This is a genomic window from Acinetobacter sp. V91_7 (genome assembly GCF_031799075.1).
Lineage (GTDB): Bacteria > Pseudomonadota > Gammaproteobacteria > Pseudomonadales > Moraxellaceae > Acinetobacter > Acinetobacter calcoaceticus.
This window is the reverse complement of record NZ_JAVQNT010000044.1, coordinates 255488-275715: the sequence shown is the minus strand read 5'-3', so window position 1 is coordinate 275715 and position 20228 is coordinate 255488. Positions and strand designations below refer to the sequence as shown.

Sequence of the window (20228 nt, the reverse complement as noted above, 5' to 3'; positions counted from 1 at the left end):
TTAAAAAAACAATTGATCAAATTTTGATTTCAACTAGAATTTATCAATGAATTTATACGGAAAAAAGACGGATTTTTTGAAGGATAAAAAATAATGGTAACTATAAGAAAACCAAAACAAAATAGAGCTAAAAACACATTTGAATCTATAGTGAGTGCAGGATTTATATCTGTTATGAAAAATGGCTTGGACCATACAACTGTACTTAAAGTGTGTGAGATAGCAGGCGTAGGATCGGGAAGTTTTTATGAGTATTTCAAAAATAAAGAAGCACTTTTTATTGAGATGCAGCAGCACTTTATTATGGAAATATCCAAAGTCATTTATGACGTAATTCCAGAAATTTTGGATTTAGAGATCCCTGAAGCAATCAGAAGAATTTTTTTAAAAATCGGTGAATTTTTGGCGAAGGATAATAATAAATATTTTTATTGGCTCAGTGTTTCTTCTAAATATAGTACTGAAGCAAGTCATGTAAAAGCTGTAAAAGCGATTAATGTGTTGGCGATTGAATATGCGATGAAGCATCCTGAAGTATTAAAAATCAAAAACTTAAAAATGATGGTTTATATTTTGATTCATTCAAGTATTGCCTTAACGATGAACTTTTTTGCTTCACAAAATATGGGTTTTACTTTTGAAGAGTTAGTTGACTGCTTAATTAATCTTACGATGTCATACATTGAGAATGAGAGGAATAAGGTGGTTTAATTTTCTGTTCGCAAATTTATGATTTTTAGTCCCTAAATGCTTGCCAAATTAAAGGCTTCCAACTATTCATATTAAAATTAAGAAATAGTATGGAAGCCTAAAATCTGACTAAAAACTTAGAATGTATTTTTAATAATGACATCATCAAAAGGAAGTTTACCCACACGTGGGTAAGGCTCGGAAGCTGATTTACCAACTGCAATCATTAAACACACCACATGATCTTCAGGTAGGTTAATTAACTTCGCCATCGCATCAAAGTCAAAACCATCCATTGGGCAACTGTCTAAACCATGCTCTTGAGCAAGCAACATTAAAGTTTGAGCAAAAATACCCGCACTACGCATCACTTCGTCACGCTGGGTTTGTGGGCGGTCACGGTAATATTGATCAATTGCACCAACCATAATATTTTGAACTTCCGGAGAAGCCCCATCCCACACACGTTTAGCATCTGCTTCCCACGAGCTTACTTTTGCGCATAACACAATCAGTAATGATGCTTCAGTAACTTGTGGCTGGTCCCATGCAATCGTGCGAATCTTTTGTCTTAACTCAGCATCTTCAATCACAACAGGGCGCCAGTGTTGCAAGTTAAACGCACTTGGAGCATTTGCTAAAACTTCTTGTAATAACTGCTTTTTGTTATCGTCAGAAAGTTGAAATGTAGGGTCAAAGCGCTTAACTGCACGGCGGTTACGGATGGCATCAATAACATTCATAAGATTTTCCTACTTGAGAATTGGGTAGCAGTATTAGTTAGTTTTATAACGTTGGGCTACATCAGCCGAAGAAAAGTTTGGTAGTAATGTGATACGTGATTTTTCAAAATTATTCCATTGATTTTCGTCTTTTAGCACAGGAATTGTGATCGTTTCTTTACGGTCAAAACCAATCAGAGCTGCATCGACCAAATCATTGACATCCATTAATGGTGGAACTTGGCTTAAGTCGATGCCTGAACGTTCCCAAATTTCGGTTTTAGTTGCAGAAGGCAATACCGCTTGAACATGCACGCCATGATCTTTTAACTCTAAATGTAAGCCTTGGCTAAAAAATTGGATGAAAGATTTACTTGCGCCATAAATGGTCGAACCAAATTCAGGAGCTAATCCAAGCACTGAACCTAAATTAATAATAGCGCCTTTACCTTTGCGTAGAAGAGGTTGCGAAATTGCATGAGACAACCGAACAACCGCAGTCATATTTAAAGTAATGAGTTTTTCAATGTCTTTAATATCTTGAGTCAAAAAGTTTCCGTTCAGTGCAATACCTGCGTTATTTACTAAAATTTCAATATCTGCATCATTTTTGAGTACATCTTCAATTTTACTGATGTCTTGATCTTTTGATAGATCGGCTTGAATGAACTCGACTTGAACACCGTATTTTTCTTGAAGGTCTTTTGAGATTTTATCTAAGCGGTTGGTGTCTCGTGCAACCAAGATTAAGTTATGGCCACGTTGAGCAAATCGGTCTGCATAGACAGAACCAATTCCTGACGAAGCTCCTGTAATAAGTACTTTTGATTGAACTGACATGTGATGTCTCCACGCTTTAATTTTAGATGATGACTATAATCTAAAATATACAAGTTTTGATGTCAATCATAATCAATGTATAATTATGAGCGGTAGGGTGAATAAAAAGTGAGTAGGCCAACATGAAAGTCAGTAAAACTCAGGTAAAAGAAAACCGAGAAAAAATTGTTGAAAAGGCGACTCAAGTCTTTCGTAACAAAGGCTATGACGGAGTTGGCATTGCCGAATTAATGTCTAGCGCAGGCTTTACTCACGGCGGCTTTTATAAACATTTCACTTCGAAAACAGACCTTGTCTCGATTACCGTTAAGCACGGGCTTGAGCAGATTTTAAAAAGAATAGAAGGTTTAAACTTAACTCAATTTATTCAGCTTTATGTGTCTCGCACTCATCGAGATAACCGAGATTTGGGTTGTACCTTAACAGCATTATCTTGTGATGCTGCACGACAGCCAGACGAAGTAAAAGTCGAATTTGAAGAGGGTATTGAGCAACTTATTCAGTTCATTATGAATGAACGAGCCAAACAAATTTCTTTGGAAACGCCAGAGTTGAGAAAGCAAGCAATCAACATTCTTGCCCAATCTGTAGGGGCAATTGCCTTGTCTCGCGCATGCCCAGACCAATCCATGTTTAGCGATGAAATATTGGAAAGCTGTAAAGAGAGCCTTTTAAAGTTAGCCGATTAAGCTTTTTTATCTTTCAAGCTGGTTTGGCTAAACTTAATTAACCTCGCAATATCCACTGTTCGCTCATAAATGAGTTCTGCTGCTTGTTCGCAGGCTTGTTCTAATGTGATTGGACCATTTGTTAGAGAAAAAGCAGCCGTAACACCGTGCTCATAAAGCGCTTGGTAGCCTTCGCCTAAAGTACCTGCAATCACAATAACAGGTACATTTTTCATTTTTGCGACTCGACTCACACCAAAAACTGTTTTGCCACTTAAGGTTTGTTGGTCAAATTTACCTTCACCCGTAATGACCCAATCCGCGTTAGAGATTTTATGAGCAAGCTGATTGAGCTCAGCTACAACATCAACTCCAGCTTTAAATTCAGCATTTAAATAACTTTTTGCTGCAAAGCCTAAACCTCCAGCCGCGCCAGAGCCAGCTTCATCTCTTTTATCGAAACCCATAAGTTGGGCAGAGACATTGGCAAAATGGGCAAGGGCCTGCTCAAGTAATTGTACTTGAGCAGGGGTAGCACCTTTTTGTGGACCAAAAATATAGGATGCGCCGTTTAGGCCGCAAAGTGGATTGGTGACGTCGGCAGCTAATAAAAAACGTGTCTGTTGAATGCGCGGGTCGAAATGGGTTAAATCAATTTTTGACAATGTTTGTAAAGCGAGGCCACCAGTGGGTAAAACATGTTGGTTTGAGTCTAATAAACGTGCACCTAATGCAGTTAACAAACCAGTGCCGCCATCGTTAGTTGCACTACCACCCACTGTTAAAATGATGTCTTTCGCACCTGTATCTAAAGCATCTAAAATAAGCTGACCTGTTCCAAAAGTTGTACTCTGGCAGGCATCACGTTCTGAAGGTGGCACTAACTCTATGCCGCTGGCTTGAGCCATTTCAATCATCGCTATTTTTTGTTTTTCTAACCATCCCCATTTTGCTTGAACAGGTTTACCTAAGGGGCCAATTACGGTTTTTTTACGCCATTCACCTTCGCAGACTTCTAACACCGCTTCAAGTGTGCCTTCACCACCATCTGCCATAGGGCATAGAATCGTTTCGGCTTCAGGAAAAACCTTTTGCCATGCTTGAGCAATTGTCTGAGCTACACACAAAGCAGATAGGCTGTCTTTAAAAGAATCTGGTGCAATCACAACCTTCATAAGTTCTCTAAATATTGCTTCTTTTCAACTAATTTATACTGCTTAAAGCAAAAAAGCCTAGATAATTTGTTTTATGGTCAAGATACTTTGATTTTGCTTTATTACCTGATAGTCAAATTAAGTGGAAATTTACATTTCTATTTTTTTCTAATTTTAAGCTAAGCAGAAGTTTTATACTTTATTATCAGACTTCGGTAGGTCGGAGTGTGTCCCAATGTCTTGGTTGCAGTCTCTAAAAGATTGGGCAAAACATCTAAAAAAACAAATTATTATGCTGTGGTTTGCGTCGAAGCACCCGCAAATGCCGTGGTTACCAAAAATTATTGCTGTTGTGGCGGTAGCTTATGCCTTTAGTCCCATTGATTTAATTCCAGATTTTATTCCTATTTTGGGTTTGCTTGATGAAGCTTTAATTTTACCCATACTCATTTGGTTAGCTGTTCGCTTTACGCCCAAACACGTCATTTTAGAGGCGGAACAACAAGCTGAAGAATGGCTTGAACAACAAGAACGCCGTCCTCAAAATTATTTGGTCGCTGTGTTGATTATTCTAGTTTGGATAACTTTGGCTGTGATGGCTTATTTCTATTTTAGCGGTGGTTTATAAGTTCTAAAGGTTCAAGATATAGAGTACTAATTTAAAGGCATTAACATTGTACTTTGCTACAACTCAAAGGATAATAACGTTTTTATAAGCTATGAGTTGCAGACAATGAAAATCGTCGCAGATGAAAATTTGGCATTTACCGATTACTTTTTTTCAGAGTTTGGCGATATTCAACACCATGCAGGGCGTACCTTAACTCATGCAGATGTAAAAGATGCTCAAGCTTTATTGGTTCGCTCGGTAACAGCAGTTAACGAGAGTTTAATTCGAGACACTTCAATAAAATATGTAGGTAGTGCCACAATTGGTACCGATCATTTAGATATTCCAGCTTTAGAAAAACAAGGGATTACGTGGGCAAATGCGGCAGGTTGTAATGCCCAAGCAGTTGCTGAATATGTAATTACTGCTTTACTGCATTTAGATACCAACCTTTTAGAACAACAAGAAAAATTTACCCTAGGCATTATTGGGCTTGGAAACGTGGGTAAACGTTTAGCATATATGGCTGAGTTGCTTGGCTGGCGTGTGATTGGCTTTGACCCCTATGTACAGTTAGATTCAATTGAAAATGTGAGTTTAGAAACGCTCTTGCAACAAGCGAATGCAATTTCAATTCATGTGCCTTTAACTAAAAATGGTGAGCATGCGACGTATCATCTTTTTGATGAGCAAGCGTTTGCAGCACTTCAACCTAATACAATTTTAATTAATAGTGCGCGTGGCCCAGTCGTTAAAGAAGCCGCTTTAATCGAAGATATTCAGCGTACCAAACGTAAAGTCGTGCTGGATGTATTTGAGCATGAGCCAGTCATCTCAGAAGAGCTTCTTGATATGTTGGCTTTGGCCACACCGCATATTGCTGGTTATAGCCTTGAAGGGAAGGCCCGTGGTACACAAATGATTTACGAAGCATTTTGCCAAAAATTTGGGTTCAATATAAATAAGCGTTTCGAGACACAATTGCCTGCGTGCGAAGATTATTTTTCAGGTAATGATTTAAAGGCTGTGTTAAAGCAAAAATTAACTCAAATTTATGACATTGCACAAGATGACGCCAACATACGTGCTTGTATTAAAGACGGCAAGGTTGAGCAAAAAGCATTTGATTTATTACGTAAGAACTATCCGCTGCGTCGCGAGTGGGCAGCACATGGAGGGCCGCAGGCATGAGTTTAAGTTATCAACCTACTTGTTCAATTGATGCCTTAAAAGCTCGTGCCAAGCTCTACACCCAAATCCGTCAGTTTTTTGCAGAACGTGGCGTCATGGAAGTTGAAACACCGATTGTTTCACAAGCAGGTGTCACCGATGTGCATTTAGCGTCTGTTCAAGCTTTGCGTCATATCAATGGCAAATTGCAAACTCAATATTTACAGACTTCACCTGAGTTTGCCATGAAGCGATTATTGGCAAGTGGTAGTGGGCCGATTTACCAGATTTGTAAGGTTTTTCGAGATGATGAACACGGGCGTAAACACAATAGTGAATTTACGATGCTTGAATGGTACCGCCCGAGTTTTGATCTAAAAGCTTTAATGCATGAAACCGCTGATTTATTGCAAAGCTGTTTGCAGCATCGTTTTGGTGAAGTTCGTCCGTTTATTCTAAGTTATAAACATGCCTTTCAGGACCGTTTAGACATTAACCCATTACAAGCAACGTTGAAGCAACTCAAAGATACGGCAAATCGTGTGGGATTAAACCTTGATTTAGGTGACGACCGTTTAGCTTATATCGATTTATTATTTTCGCATTTTGTTGAACCAAGTTTGGGGTTTGATGCACCTGTCTTTTTAACTGACTTTCCACCAGAAATGGCATCTTTGGCAAAGGTAAAACTTGATGAAGATGGGGAAGAGGTTGCTGCCCGTTTTGAGGTTTATATTGAAGGTTTAGAACTAGCAAATGCCTATGACGAATTGCTTGATGCTGAGGTGTTACGTTCACGCTTTGAAGCAGATAATGCAGAACGGGCTAAGCAAGGGCTTCATGTCATGCCTTTAGATGAACACCTATTAGCTGCTTTACCTCATATGCCAGAATGTTCGGGAATTGCTTTAGGGGTGGACCGTCTATTAATGGTTGCAATGGATCAGGTCAAAATTGAAAAAGTCATTACATTTCCAGCAGACATTGCTTAAAAACTAACAAATAAAAAAGCCACAATATTGTGGCTTTTTTATTTAGAGCTTATTCAATTTAAGCTTGTTGAATACCTGCAACAACCCAGTCTTGCTGAGAGCCAGCAGGTTTAACAAAGTGCCAGATTTCAGTAAATGGTTGTGGCAAGCTGTTTAAATCTTCACTCACATTACCTGTGAAGCGTACGCTCACAACGTATTGACCATTTTCATTCGCACTGTCTACAACCATCGCATTAAGATTGCTAAATTCGGCAACGTCTTGATCTTGGTTTTCCATGATGTCGTTATACATAGAAGTATAAAGTTCTGGTGTTAAGTAACGGCGAATTTCTTCAATGTTACTTGCAGTATTCATCGATTGGATGTGATTAAAACGTTGACGCGCGATACGCAAGAACGCAGCTGGTTCACTACCATCTGGAAGTTGATTGCCATTGCTGGTTGTTACACCGCCAAAAGGAGCTTGGGTTGCAGCACCACCAGTCACAGACTGACCAAAGATGTTTGTATTATCTCCAGCATTACGTGGTGTCGCTTGTGGTGCAGTAGAACGGCCAAATGGGTTTTGACCGCCGTTGTTTGGTGCGTAAGGATTATTACCCGCTAATTTTTTTTTTGCGCCCAATTTGCGGAATACAAAAAAGGCTAAAGCTGCTGCAAGTAATACCCAAAGCCAGCTAGGAATTCCGCCTTTCTTCTCTTCTTGTGCTTGAGCAGCTTGGTCTGTTCCAGCTTGAGTTGCTTGATGTTCAGTTGATGTTGGTTTGTCATCAGCTAAAGCATTTGCTGCAACAGCACCTACGGCAGCACCAGCCACACCAGCTGCAACCATTGAACCAACGCCTGGACCAGATCTTTGAGGTGCAGTAGCAGGTTGTTGAGCAGGAGTCACTTGACGAGGTTGTTGATAAGACTGGCTTGAAGTAGTCGAGCGTGCCATACCGTGGCTTTTACCACCACCTGCACGTTTAGCTTCAGCAAGAGGCGAAATTGCTAAAGCAGCCATTAAAATACCGGTAATCAAGCCACGCTGGTGTACTTCCATAGGAAATTCCTGTTTAAAATTAATTTGTAATAGTATTTATGAAGGTATTTGCGCTAAATTTCAACTATAAAAGTATGTTTTTTTATGTCAATTCCTCACTAAGTTGCATTGCTTCGGTCAATGCTTCATGCAGACGGGCAACCGCAATGACTTGTACGCCTGGAATTGCTTTTTGCGGCGCATTACCTCTTGGTAAAATGACATATTTAAAGCCATGTTTTGCAGCTTCTTTTAAACGTTCTTGACCATTAGGGACTGGACGAATTTCACCCGAAAGACCAACTTCGCCAAAAACTGCAAGTTGTTGGGGTAGGGCTTTAGTGCGTAGACTTGAAGCACATGCTAACAAAACTGCTAAATCGGAACCTGTTTCAGTAATTTTTAAGCCACCCACAATATTGACATAGACGTCTTGTCCTGTGGTTTGGACACCGCCATGACGATGCATTACAGCAAGTAGCATGTTTAAACGGTTTTGTTCAAGACCTAATGCGACACGTCGTGGTTGGCCTTGTGCATCGTCAACTAAAGCTTGTACTTCGACTAAAAGAGGGCGGGTCCCTTCACGGCTAATCATGACAATTGAACCGGGGATCGCTTCATCATAACGACTCAAGAAAATGGCAGAAGGGTTAGCAACTTCACGTAGCCCTTTATCTGTCATGGCAAATACACCCAGTTCATTGACCGCACCAAAACGGTTTTTAACAGCACGAATCATTCGATAGCGTGAGTCGGATTGACCTTCAAAGTAAAGTACACAATCCACCATGTGCTCTAAAACACGAGGGCCAGCAAGTGCACCTTCTTTGGTCACATGACCAACAAGAAATAGCGCCGTGCCACTATTTTTTGCATAACGTGTAAGTAATGCAGCAGATTCACGAATTTGAGAAACACCACCTGGTGCCGATTGAAGTGTTTCGGTGTAAAGCGTTTGAATAGAATCTAAAATAGCTACCGCAGGCTTTTCTTGTTCTAAAACCTCACAAATTCGTTCTACACAGGTTTCGGCCATGGCTTTTAATTTGTCAGTAGGCAAATCAAGACGTTGAGCACGAAGAGCAACCTGAGATAAAGATTCTTCACCCGTAATATAAAGTGCAGAGCTTTTCGCGCTTGCCATGTGGGTCGCTGTTTGTAACAGAATGGTCGATTTACCAATACCGGGGTCACCGCCGATTAGTACAACTGAACCAGTAACTAAGCCTCCGCCAAGTACACGATCAAATTCGCTAATCCCTGTCTGTAAGCGGGTTTCATGGGAAACTGAGACTTTATTGAGTGTTGTAATATTGGCAGCTTGGCCTGCATAGCCCCCAGTTTTGGGACGTGCTCGGTGTGCAGTGGTAGGCTCAAGTTTGACTTCAGTCAAAGAATTCCATTCACCACACTCTGAACATTGACCTGCCCATTTAAGATGATCGGCACCACATTGTTCGCAACGGTAAACAGTTTTGACTTTGCTCATATTCGACTTCAGTTAAAAACTTCTTAATCAATAGTAGAAACAGAGTATAGCAAAACCAAAATAGAGAATCAGTTTTGAGGTGGAATACATTTTGCTTAATTTAAAACAACGAAAATATCAGGTCATTGTCATGTGTTAAATAAATTGAAAGATTAAGATCGAGAAGGGGTGTTTTTAATAAACAGATGAAGGACTGAAATGAAATTGAATACTAGAAAAACGGTCAATTGAGTCGTCTTTTTAATTTAAAAATCAGACAAGTTCAAGTCATGTTTTTAGACCGTAAAGTGCGTTGTATTGCTATGGGCTTGTGCGTATTATCAGATTTAATTGTATGTAGCTTGAAATCATCAGCAATACAGATAAAAATCGGTTAGCTGAAAAATTATCAAAAAATATACATTTAAAAGATACCTGCAAATGGTGCGATATCGTCTTTTTGATTTTAGCTAACGGACTAAAAAAAATTACTGGAGTGTATTGATAAGATGTCGAATCAAAATCTGAGTGAGTCTCATGAACAAGGTGAGCTCCATCGTAGCCTCTCAAATCGGCATTTACAGCTGATCGCGATTGGCGGTGCAATTGGTACGGGATTGTTTATGGGATCAGGCAAAACAATTAGTCTTGCTGGCCCATCAATCTTATTCATTTACCTGATCATTGGTGTGATGGTGTTTTTTGTCATGCGTGCGCTTGGCGAACTACTTCTTTCAAATTTGGCCTACAAATCATTTATTGATTTCACAACAGATTTAATTGGCCCATGGGCAGGTTATTTTGTAGGCTGGACGTATTGGCTATGCTGGATCACAATTGGTATTGCCGATCTGTCTGCAATTATCTATTACTTACAATTCTTTAATAATGGTCTACCTTTCTCGCCTGTCGAAGGTGCCATGATCAGTGTTGCGGCCATCGTATTCATTATGGGCTTGAACTTGTTAACAGTTCGCTTGTTTGGTGAATTGGAGTTTTGGTTTGCGCTTATTAAGATCCTTGCAATTATCATTTTAATTGCTGTGGGTTTATGGATGATCTTTACAGGCTTTACCTCGACTACTGGTGAAGTGGCATCCTTTACTCATTTGTGGGCAAATGGTGGTTTCTTCCCAACAGGGGTGCATGGTTTCTTAGCAGGCTTCCAGATTGCGATTTTTGCTTTCGTTGGTGTAGAGCTGGTTGGAACAACGGCTGCGGAAACTAAAGATCCTGAACGTAATTTGCCTAAAGCAATTAACTCAATTCCAATTCGTATCATTATTTTCTATGTGTTCGCATTAATTATTGTAATGTCAGTAACACCATGGAATCGAATTGATCCAGCCATCAGTCCATTTGTAAATTTGTTTAGTCAAGCAGGTGTTGCAGCAGCAGCAATCTTGATGAACTTAGTCGTATTGTCATCAGTGATGTCATCGATGAACAGTGGCGTGTTTTCAACAAGTCGTATGTTATTTGGTCTATCACGTGAAGACCAAGGACCTAAAGCTTTTGGTAAATTGAACAAACGTGCAGTACCTGCAAATGCATTGTATTTTTCTGCTGCGTGCTTATTGTTAGGTGCGGCTTTACAGTATTTTGTGCCAAATACCGTTGAGGCATTTACACTTGCAACAACACTTTCAACGATTCTGTTCATTTGTGTGTGGTTGTTAATTATCTGGAGTTACATCCGCTATTACACTACGCGCCCTGAACTACATGCCAAATCAACATTTAAATTGCCAGGTGGTTTATTTACATGTTGGATCACCATTATTTTCTTTGTTGGCATGATTTATGTGTTGTCTTTAGAGCCTGATACGTTTAAAGCGCTTAAGGTAAGTCCAATCTGGTTTATTATCTTGCTCATTGGTTATTTCTTCTTCTATAAACCACGCAATAAAAAATAATTAAACTTATTTGGTTATGACTAAACGCCGGCTGAAAAGTTGGCGTTTTTTATGCATATTGTTTTTCTCTTTAAGTTTACTCTTTAGCCGCTTGCATGATCACGGTATACTGCATCGAATTGTTTAAATCAGGTGCTCAGATGCGTCGTGTCATTTGCCTCATCAGTTTATTGAGCAGCAGTGTTTTGCTTAGTGCTTGTGGTCAGTCAGGAGTATTACAACTACCTTCTGATCCAAATTATGACAAACGTGCAAAATACTTGCTCTATCGTAATAAAGAACCAAAACAAGTTGTGCAAAACGATGAAAAGGCTGAACAGTCAGCCGAATCTTCAACAGCTCCAACCCAAACAACATCACCTTAAGCTTTGAAATAAGGACACCTTCATGAGTTTCACCCGCATTAATGGAGTATTGCACGCAGAGCAATGTTCTCTGGAGCAGCTTGCGCAGCAATTTGGCACACCGTTGTATGTTTATTCAAAAACAGCTTTTGAAAAACATTATCTAGATATGGACCGTGCTTTTGACTTTATTGATCATCAAATCTGTTTTGCGGTGAAATCTAACTCAAATTTAGCTGTTCTTAATGTATTGGCAAAACTTGGTGCGGGTTTTGATATCGTATCTGGTGGTGAGCTTGCACGTGTTTTAAAAGCGGGTGGGGATGCATCTAAAATTGTTTTCTCAGGTTTAGGTAAAACCGAAGTTGATATTGAAACATCATTAAATGCGGGTATTGCCTGCTTTAATGTAGAGTCATATGCAGAACTAGACCGTCTTCAAAAAGTTGCGGCTCGTTTGGGTAAGAAAGCTCCTATTTCTTTACGTGTAAATCCTGATGTAGATGCAAAAACACATCCTTATATTTCAACAGGTCTTAAAGAAAATAAATTTGGTATTCCAAGTGATACCGTTTATGAAACCTATCAATATGCTGCGTCTTTACCCAATCTTGAAATTATTGGGATTGACTGCCATATCGGTTCGCAATTAACCGAGACTAAGCCATTTGTTGATGCTTTAGATCGTGTCATGTTGATGATTGATGAATTAAAAAAACTTGGCATCAATCTTAAACATATTGATATTGGTGGTGGTTTAGGTGTTTGTTATAAAGATGAGACGCCGCCAAGTGTTGAAGAATATGCCAACTCAATGAAACCTGCTTTAGAAAAGTTAGGTCTCAAAGTTTATATGGAACCGGGCCGTAGCATTAGTGCAAATGCAGGCGTGCTTTTAACAAAAGTTGATTTGCTTAAACCAACGAGCCACCGCAACTTTGCCATTATTGATGCAGCAATGAACGATTTGATTCGCCCTGCGTTATATGAAGCGTGGATGGATATCCAACCTGTGGTACCAAGTTCAGATACTGAAGAAAAAACTTGGGATCTTGTTGGTGCAATCTGTGAGACAGGTGACTTCATTGGTAAAGATCGTTCATTGGCTTTAAAAGAAAATGACTTGTTAGCTGTTCTCGGTGCTGGTGCTTATGGTTTTGTAATGAGTTCAAATTACAATACACGTGGACGTGCCGCTGAAGTAATGGTATCAGGCGATAAAGCTCATTTGATTCGTGAGCGTGAAACAGTTGAATCCCTTTGGGAAAAAGAACGTTTATTGCCTGAGGAGTAAATGAGATGTTATTAGAATTTACTAAAATGCATGGCTTAGGCAATGACTTTATGGTGGTTGATCTGATTAGCCAACGTGCTTATTTAGATACAGAAACAATTCAACGCTTAGCTGACCGACATTTTGGTATTGGTTTTGATCAGCTTTTAATTGTTGAACCACCAGATTTACCAGAAGCAGATTTTAAATATCGTATTTTTAATGCTGATGGTTCTGAAGTTGAACAATGTGGTAACGGTGTCCGTTGTTTTGCTCGTTTTGTACATGAGCGTCATTTAACGAGTAAAACCAATATTACTGTTCAAACCAAAGCCGGTATTGTAAAGCCAGAACTGGGGCAAAATGGTTGGGTACGCGTGAATATGGGTTACCCGAAATTTTTACCAAATGAAATTCCATTTGTTGCTGAACAACCAGAAGCTTTATATACGCTTGAGTTAGCCAATGACCAAAACATTAGTATTGATGTGGTCAATATGGGCAATCCTCATGCTGTAACTATTGTTCCAGATGTACTCACAGCAGATGTTGCTGGCATTGGCCCACAAGTTGAGTCACATAAACGTTTTCCTGAGCGTGTGAATGCTGGTTTTATGCAAGTAATTGATGAAAACCATGTGCGCCTTCGTGTATTTGAACGTGGTGTAGGTGAAACACTTGCATGCGGTACAGGTGCTTGCGCTGCTGCGGTAAGTGGTATGCGCCGTGGCTTACTTGCTAATTCTGTAGAAGTTGAATTGGCTGGCGGTAAGCTGCAAATCGAATGGCAAGAAGGCGATGTGGTCTGGATGACTGGTCCAACAACCCATGTGTATGATGGGCGTTTGGATTTACGTTATTTCCAAGGCTAAATTAGATTTGTCTTAGGGGAAAGGGTTTAAAATAAGGCCTTTCCCCTTATTTTTATAAGAATAAATATTGAGAGAAAAATGCAAAATAGAATTAAAGGAGCAATTTATGGTTTGCTGATTGGTGATGCAGTCGGTGTACCTTATGAATTTCATTCAGCGTCACAGCTCCCACCTTATTCGCATATTGATATGATTCCACCTAAAAATTTTAGGCGAACTTATCCCGATATTCCAATTGGAACATGGTCAGATGATGGAGCCCAGGCACTGTGCTTATTAGCATCACTATTGTATTGTCAAAAACTTGATAGTATCGATTTTGCTAACCGTCTTCGCAATTGGTATCGTTATGGTTATATGGCGGTTGATTATCAAGTGTTTGATATTGGTGTACAAACTGCTCAGGCATTAAAGCGTTATGAAGCTGGGGTGTCTGTAGAAGAGATAGCGAATACAGATGAACATTCGAATGGTAATGGAGCGTTGATGCGTACATTACCTTTGACATTATGGCATAGGGGATCAGATCAGCAATTAGTTGAGTTAGCCTATCAGCAGTCCCATTTGACCCATGCTCATCTCCGATCAAAAATTTGTTGTGCTTTATATTGCTTATGGGCAAAATATTTATTGAAAGGACAAGCAGTTAATGATGCTTGGAAATCTAGTATTTCAATACTGATGCAACTTTATAAAAATAGTGTTAATGAACAGCAAGAACTCGATAATATTCTTGATTCAACACATGAGAAAAAAATATCAGGCAGTGGTTACGTAGTAGATTGTTTACATTCAGCCCGTTTTGCTCTGCAACAAGATAGTTATCAAGACGTCATTAAAACAGCTATTGCCTTAGGACAAGATACTGATACAACCGCTTGTGTTGCAGGAGGATTGGCAGGAATTGTGTTTGGATATGAAGGGATTCCTGAAATATGGTTACAGCAGTTAAGAGGGAAAGAAATGCTTGAACCATTATTAAAACAATTAGAAGAAGCATGACATGAATTTAATTTTCTTACCCGGTGCGTCAGGAAGTATTAGTTTTTGGCAGCCATTAATTGAAAAACTACCTCAGCAATATCATACAAAAATTATTGGTTATCCGGGCTTTGGAGATACACCCGAATCTGTAGAGGTCAAAAATTTTGAAGACTTAACAAACTATGTTCTTAATCAAATTAATGATGAGTCTGTAATTATTGCTCAATCTATGGGTGGCATTTTTGCTGTTGCCGCAGCGTTGCAAAAACCTCAATTGGTTAAAGGGCTTGTCTTGATTGCAACTTCCGGTGGAATCAATCTTGAAAGATTCAATGTACAAGATTGGCGTGAAGCATATCGCCAAGCATTTTTAAAATATCCAGATTGGTTTGTTACTACCAATATTAACTATGAAGAATTTTTGTCAGATATAAGCGTCGAAACTTTACTAATTTGGGGCGACCAAGATCCAGTGAGTCCAGTTGAAGTCGGGACATACTTAAATCAGATATTTAAAAGTTCAACATTGCATATTGTTAAAGGGGGAGATCATCAGTTGGCAGAAAAATATGCAGATGAAGTTGCAATCCACATAAAAGACTATTTAAAAAAGCTAAAGTAACTCTTTAAGTTATATTAAGCGTGCTAGGTACCAGCACGCTTTTTAGATTTACTTTTTACTCAAAGCCAATTTCAAAGCAAACAACACAAAAATACTGCCTGTAATACGGTCCATATATTTCACAAATTTAGGTTGCTTTAGATAACGTGACAGTGGTTGCATAGCCAAAATTAATAGAGTTGACCATAACATTCCAATTACTACATGAATCATCACAAGCCCCATGACCCAAGTGACAGCCGATGCTTGCGGTGGAATAAATTGGGGAAGAAATGAAATATAAAAAATGCCAACTTTGGGATTAAGTAAGTTACCCAAAAAACCTTTAATAAACCAATTTTGTGAAGTGGTTATATTTGAATTACTCCCTTGCATATCTGCAAGTTGACTACGCGGTTTTAAAATCATATTCAAACCCAGCCATGCAAGATAAGCGGCCCCCATCCATTTCAATAGATTAAAAGCTAAATCAGAAGCCATGAGCAAAGCACCCAGACCACAAGCAACTACAATTCCCCACGCGATACAGCCAAGGCTAATGCCTACTGCTGCTTGGAATGCTTTAGATTTACCTTCAAGTGTAGCGGTACGAATAATTAAAGTCGTATCCAGACCCGGGGTAAGCGTAAGTAAGGTAATTGCAAGTAGATAGGGTATGAGTATGGTGGTCATGGCAGCAAGGTTTCGACAAATACTTGAGCTAAAGTGTAATACATATATAAGGTAGTGAGTTGTTATGCTGTACGATCTCAATTTTCCTGATCAACTACTTTTTGGTACACTGAAAAAAATAAAATGAGCAAATAAATGGAGAGCAATTTGGATTTTGCATTACAACTGCTCTCAATGTGGTTAAAAGAAAGAAAAATTCAGAACCAGTCTGAGCACACGATTACTGCTTATGAAAGAGACGTTAAAAGCTTTCTTGAGTTTTGTGATCTCAAACAAATTGATTTAAGAAATGTTGAAGCTTCAGATTTGCGTGAATATTTGGCCCAGCGTGTTGAGCAGGACCAGTTAAGTTCAAGCAGTATGCAGCGTCACCTCACTTCCATTCGCCAGTTCATGAAATGGGCAGAACAAGGAAAATATCTAGAAATTAATCCTACTGATGATTTTAAGCTCAAACGTCAGCCTAGACCTTTGCCCGGTATGATCGACATAGAAACGGTTAATCAGATTTTAGATCAACCTATGCCTGAAAAACCGATTGATCAGCAACTGTGGTTACGTGATAAAGCTATGTTGGAGTTGCTTTACTCAAGTGGTTTGCGTCTGGCTGAACTACAAGGTTTAACAATTAAAGATATAGATTTTAACCGTCAACTGGTCCGTATTACGGGTAAAGGAAATAAAACCCGTATTGTACCATTTGGGAAAAAGGCAAAAGAAAGCCTATTGAATTGGTTAAAAATTTACAAAATCTGGAAAGGCCATTTTGATCAAAATGCTTTTGTTTTTATTTCTCAAAGAGGTGGCGTGTTAACCCCACGTCAAATCGAGAAGCGTGTAAAGCTTCAAGCGCAAAGAGCCGGTGTGAATGTCGATTTACATCCTCATTTATTGCGGCATTGTTTTGCTAGCCATATGTTATCCAGTAGTGGTGATTTACGATCGGTGCAAGAAATGTTGGGGCATAGCAATTTGTCTACCACACAAATTTATACGCATATTGATTTTGATCATTTGGCGCAAGTCTATGATCGAGCTCATCCAAGAGCGCAAAAGAACGAATAGATTTAAAAACTATCTTAATAATAAAGTTGACTAAAATAGCAAGTCTTATACGAATGTAGACATCATTTGTATTTTTTTAGAAATTTGTTTAAGAGAAATAGGGAAAATAGTCAAATTGACCATTTTGATCTTTGGACATTTTGTCAGTACCCCTGAGTCAAAAACATCTTATCTCGATTATTTAAAGGCGATCTTATGTTTCTGGCTAATAAGCTAAATAAGATAAAAAGATAATAAAAATCAATATATAAAATAGAGTGTAAAAAGAATGAAATAGCACCTAATAAGGCACAATATTTTTTTTATGAACTGATGGTTTCATTTTTTTTGTGCTGTTCTGGAAAATTGTGACTTGACCGAAATGCCAAACACATTGCAAGATAGGGTACCTAAAAAATTTTAATTGAAGAGTTAATATACTTTTCTCAACATTTACTTTTGCTAGAACAGCCGAGGATTACATGAAGGCTCTTGTTGCTGTAAAACGCGTGGTTGATGCCAACGTCAAAGTTCGTGTTAAGCCGGACAATAGTGGGGTTGACCTTACTAACGTTAAAATGTCAATTAACCCATTTTGTGAAATCGCAGTGGAAGAAGCGGTTCGCTTAAAAGAAAAAGGAACAGTATCAGAAATCGTTGTTGTTTCTGTTGGTCCTAAAGAAGCTCAAGAACAAATCCGTTCTGCAATGGCTTTGGGTGCAGACCGCGGTATTTTGGTTGAAACCACTGATGAAATTGGCGCTTTAGAAGTTGCTAAAATTTTAAAAGGTGTTGTTGATGCTGAAAAACCAGAACTTATCCTTCTTGGTAAACAAGCAATTGATGATGACTCTAACCAAGTAGGTCAAATGCTTGGCGCATTATTAGGTGCGGGTCAAGGTACATTCGCTTCTGAAGTGAAAGTTGATGGCGGCAAAGTACAAGTAACTCGTGAAGTTGACGGTGGTTTACAAACTGTTGAACTGGCACTTCCTGCAATCATTACAACTGACTTGCGTTTGAATGAGCCACGTTATGCAGCTTTGCCTAACATCATGAAAGCTCGTAAGAAGCCACTTGATACTAAATCTCCTGCTGATTATGGCGTTACAGCTGGTACTAAGCTTAAAACTGTTAAAGTTGAAGCTCCAGCAGAACGTAAAGCTGGCGTACAAGTGAAATCTGTAGATGAGCTTGTTGAAAAATTGAAAAATGAAGCGAAAGTGATCTAATACGGAAGGATAAAATCATGAGTATTTTAGTTATCGCTGATCACAACAACCAAGTACTTAACGGTGCTACTTTAAACGTTGTTGCTGCAGCACAAAAAATCGGTGGTGATATTACTGTATTAGTTGCTGGTTCTGGTGCTCAGGCAGTTGCTGATGCTGCTGCTAAAGTTGCTGGTGTAAGCAAGGTTTTACTTGCTGACAACGCAGCTTATGCAAACCAGTTAGCTGAAAACGTAGCTGCTTTAGTTGCTGATTTGGCTAAAGGTTACAAATACGTATTAGCTGCTTCTACAACGACTGGTAAGAACATTCTTCCACGCGTTGCAGCTCTTCTTGATGTAAGCATGATCACAGATATTATTTCTGTTGAATCTGCTAACACATTCAAGCGTCCGATCTATGCAGGTAACGCGATTGCTACTGTTCAATCTGACGAAGCAATCATTGTTGGTACAGTTCGTGGTACAGCATTTGATCCAGTAGCTGCTGAAGGTGGTTCTGCTACCGTTGAAGCAGTAAGTGAAGCGAAAGATGCAGGTATTTCTAATTTTGTATCTGAAGAAATCGTGAAACTTGACCGTCCTGAATTGACAGCTGCTCGCATTGTTGTTTCTGGTGGTCGTGGTGTAGGTTCTGGTGAGAACTACCATAAAGTACTTGATCCATTAGCTGACAAGCTTGGTGCAGCACAAGGTGCTTCACGTGCGGCAGTTGATGCAGGCTTCGTACCGAATGATTTCCAAGTTGGTCAAACTGGTAAGATCGTTGCACCTGACCTTTATGTTGCTGTAGGTATTTCTGGTGCGATCCAGCATTTGGCTGGTATGAAAGATTCTAAAGTTATTGTTGCAATCAACAAAGACGAAGAAGCGCCAATCAACAGTGTTGCTGACTACTGGTTAGTTGGTGATTTGAACACTGTAGTACCAGAATTGGTAAGCAAGTTGTAATTTACAGCTTGTCACTTATTCAAAAATGCCCTTGTGGTATAAATAGCCAAGGGCGTTTTTATTTAGATCATCATTATGAATATCAATTTTTCTGCTTCCGTAGAGGCTCATCAGTTGCATCAATCACTTGTGAGATTAGCAAGGGCAGATATGGCGCGAGATTATTTGTGTATTCGATCTAAAAATCAGCATGGCCTGTCAAATATTAAAGTGAACCAGTTGCACATGGGCATCATTTTGCATGGTCAACAACACCTAAATATCCAAACAACAAAAATCAATTTAAGTGCTGGCCAGCTGTATATCGTGAAACCCGATACGATTATTGATGCAGTTAATCTGCCAGATCCAGTGACGGGTGAATATTTAACTATTCTTGTACCCATGTGTGAAGAGGTGATTCAAGCTGCACAGATGATTTGGGCTAAACCAGTTGTAGACAAAACTGAGGCCATATTAAAATTTTCAATCGATGATTTTGCTACACATCTAGCCGAGTGGCAGACGGCTTTGTTTGATAATGATCTGGTGAAAGCCCGTTTATGCATTGCTTCTATACTGGTACAGTTATGCCAACAGCATTATTCAGATGTATTAATTCTACCTCCACCTAAATTGGCAAAAATAATTCATGATTGGGTGATAGATAATCCAGAACACCATTGGCAATCGAGTGAGATTGAAATGCGTTTAGGTGTGAGTAGTGCAACACTTCGCCGCAAACTTAAGCATGAAGAAACGTCCTTAAGAGAAACGATTACTCATGCACGCCTTGCTTATGCACTTGAGCTGTTATATTCAAATAAATTGCCCATGAAAACCATTGCAGCAAAATCGGGTTACCAATCTGTTTCTATCTTTCGTGAACGTTTTATACAGCGTTATGGTGTAGATCCGACTGTGCTTGCTGTCGAATAATTCAATTTGAGCGATTCACACCGATTTTTGAGCGATTTAGATAGATAAAAATGGATA

The 20228-nt window shown here is 39.2% G+C and carries 21 protein-coding genes; 15 read left to right on the top strand and 6 right to left on the bottom strand.

The window, feature by feature from the left end:
* The first annotated feature begins 93 nt into the window (after window positions 1–93).
* The gene (locus RMB03_RS19465) at window positions 94–711 is read left to right on the top strand and encodes a TetR/AcrR family transcriptional regulator (RefSeq protein ID WP_311077289.1); all 618 of its coding nucleotides are present in this window, start codon (window positions 94–96) and stop codon (window positions 709–711) included.
* Window positions 712–827: 116 nt separating this feature from the next.
* Here RMB03_RS19465 and RMB03_RS19460 read toward each other — a convergent pair whose 3' ends face one another.
* Window positions 828–1433, bottom strand: a complete 606-nt coding sequence (locus tag RMB03_RS19460) for a nitroreductase family protein (RefSeq protein ID WP_017391802.1) — start codon at window positions 1431–1433, stop codon at window positions 828–830.
* A 33-nt stretch (window positions 1434–1466) separates the two neighbouring features.
* Complete coding sequence (locus tag RMB03_RS19455) at window positions 1467–2252, bottom strand: SDR family oxidoreductase (protein WP_056481576.1); 786 nt, start codon at window positions 2250–2252, stop codon at window positions 1467–1469.
* A gap of 122 nt (window positions 2253–2374) precedes the next feature.
* Between RMB03_RS19455 and RMB03_RS19450 the strand changes: the two genes are divergently transcribed.
* Window positions 2375–2941, top strand: coding sequence for a TetR/AcrR family transcriptional regulator (locus RMB03_RS19450; protein ID WP_311077288.1), 567 nt, complete (start codon window positions 2375–2377; stop codon window positions 2939–2941).
* Here the strand turns inward: RMB03_RS19450 and RMB03_RS19445 are convergent.
* Window positions 2938–4095: a glycerate kinase gene (locus tag RMB03_RS19445; protein ID WP_311077287.1), complete on the bottom strand. Its 1158-nt coding sequence runs from the start codon at window positions 4093–4095 to the stop codon at window positions 2938–2940. The genes RMB03_RS19450 and RMB03_RS19445 overlap by 4 nt on opposite strands.
* Before the next feature lie 214 nt (window positions 4096–4309).
* On the opposite strand from RMB03_RS19445, the gene RMB03_RS19440 reads away from it, so the two are divergent.
* The 3 genes from RMB03_RS19440 to epmA all read left to right on the top strand — a co-directional run bounded on the left by RMB03_RS19440 (window position 4310) and on the right by epmA (window position 6846).
* A complete protein-coding gene (locus RMB03_RS19440; RefSeq protein ID WP_005038789.1) occupies window positions 4310–4702 on the top strand; it encodes a YkvA family protein in 393 nt (130 codons plus the stop codon).
* Window positions 4703–4807: 105 nt separating this feature from the next.
* Window positions 4808–5875 carry a 4-phosphoerythronate dehydrogenase gene (locus RMB03_RS19435; protein ID WP_311077286.1) on the top strand — a complete coding sequence of 356 codons (1068 nt, stop codon included), beginning with the start codon at window positions 4808–4810 and terminating at the stop codon, window positions 5873–5875.
* Window positions 5872–6846, top strand: a complete 975-nt coding sequence (gene epmA / locus RMB03_RS19430; RefSeq protein WP_017391808.1) for an EF-P lysine aminoacylase EpmA — start codon at window positions 5872–5874, stop codon at window positions 6844–6846. The genes RMB03_RS19435 and epmA overlap by 4 nt, the downstream gene beginning before the upstream one ends.
* A gap of 58 nt (window positions 6847–6904) precedes the next feature.
* Here epmA and RMB03_RS19425 read toward each other — a convergent pair whose 3' ends face one another.
* Together RMB03_RS19425 and radA are read right to left on the bottom strand one after the other, a co-directional pair.
* Window positions 6905–7894 carry a Tim44-like domain-containing protein gene (locus RMB03_RS19425; RefSeq protein ID WP_311077285.1) on the bottom strand — a complete coding sequence of 330 codons (990 nt, stop codon included), beginning with the start codon at window positions 7892–7894 and terminating at the stop codon, window positions 6905–6907.
* An 82-nt stretch (window positions 7895–7976) separates the two neighbouring features.
* Window positions 7977–9365 (bottom strand): DNA repair protein RadA, encoded by a 1389-nt coding sequence (radA, locus tag RMB03_RS19420; protein WP_004643802.1) that lies wholly within the window; start codon window positions 9363–9365, stop codon window positions 7977–7979.
* A 488-nt stretch (window positions 9366–9853) separates the two neighbouring features.
* Between radA and RMB03_RS19415 the strand changes: the two genes are divergently transcribed.
* The 6 genes from RMB03_RS19415 to RMB03_RS19390 all read left to right on the top strand — a co-directional run bounded on the left by RMB03_RS19415 (window position 9854) and on the right by RMB03_RS19390 (window position 15355).
* A complete protein-coding gene (locus RMB03_RS19415) occupies window positions 9854–11260 on the top strand; it encodes an amino acid permease (protein ID WP_004643801.1) in 1407 nt (468 codons plus the stop codon).
* A gap of 140 nt (window positions 11261–11400) precedes the next feature.
* Window positions 11401–11625: an LPS translocon maturation chaperone LptM gene (lptM, locus tag RMB03_RS19410; protein ID WP_005038802.1), complete on the top strand. Its 225-nt coding sequence runs from the start codon at window positions 11401–11403 to the stop codon at window positions 11623–11625.
* Window positions 11626–11647: 22 nt separating this feature from the next.
* Window positions 11648–12898, top strand: coding sequence for a diaminopimelate decarboxylase (gene lysA / locus RMB03_RS19405; protein WP_004643799.1), 1251 nt, complete (start codon window positions 11648–11650; stop codon window positions 12896–12898).
* Between the two features lie 5 nt (window positions 12899–12903).
* Entirely contained in the window at window positions 12904–13749 is an 846-nt protein-coding gene (gene dapF / locus RMB03_RS19400) for a diaminopimelate epimerase (RefSeq protein ID WP_003650169.1), read from the top strand.
* Between the two features lie 78 nt (window positions 13750–13827).
* Window positions 13828–14751 (top strand): ADP-ribosylglycohydrolase family protein, encoded by a 924-nt coding sequence (locus tag RMB03_RS19395; RefSeq protein ID WP_311077284.1) that lies wholly within the window; start codon window positions 13828–13830, stop codon window positions 14749–14751.
* A gap of 1 nt (window position 14752) precedes the next feature.
* Entirely contained in the window at window positions 14753–15355 is a 603-nt protein-coding gene (locus tag RMB03_RS19390; protein ID WP_311077283.1) for an alpha/beta hydrolase, read from the top strand.
* Window positions 15356–15403: 48 nt separating this feature from the next.
* Here RMB03_RS19390 and RMB03_RS19385 read toward each other — a convergent pair whose 3' ends face one another.
* Window positions 15404–16027, bottom strand: coding sequence for a LysE family translocator (locus RMB03_RS19385; protein WP_311077282.1), 624 nt, complete (start codon window positions 16025–16027; stop codon window positions 15404–15406).
* A gap of 174 nt (window positions 16028–16201) precedes the next feature.
* On the opposite strand from RMB03_RS19385, the gene xerA reads away from it, so the two are divergent.
* The 4 genes from xerA (at window position 16202) to RMB03_RS19365 (ending at window position 20171) form a co-directional block, all read left to right on the top strand.
* On the top strand, window positions 16202–17092 hold the full coding sequence (gene xerA, locus RMB03_RS19380; protein ID WP_202743108.1) for a site-specific tyrosine recombinase/integron integrase: 891 nt from the start codon (window positions 16202–16204) through the stop codon (window positions 17090–17092).
* Between the two features lie 461 nt (window positions 17093–17553).
* The gene (locus RMB03_RS19375; RefSeq protein ID WP_003650176.1) at window positions 17554–18303 is read left to right on the top strand and encodes an electron transfer flavoprotein subunit beta/FixA family protein; all 750 of its coding nucleotides are present in this window, start codon (window positions 17554–17556) and stop codon (window positions 18301–18303) included.
* A 17-nt stretch (window positions 18304–18320) separates the two neighbouring features.
* Window positions 18321–19253, top strand: coding sequence for an electron transfer flavoprotein subunit alpha/FixB family protein (locus tag RMB03_RS19370; RefSeq protein ID WP_004643792.1), 933 nt, complete (start codon window positions 18321–18323; stop codon window positions 19251–19253).
* 75 nt (window positions 19254–19328) lie between these two features.
* Entirely contained in the window at window positions 19329–20171 is an 843-nt protein-coding gene (locus tag RMB03_RS19365; RefSeq protein WP_311077281.1) for an AraC family transcriptional regulator, read from the top strand.
* The last annotated feature ends 57 nt before the right edge of the window (window positions 20172–20228 follow it).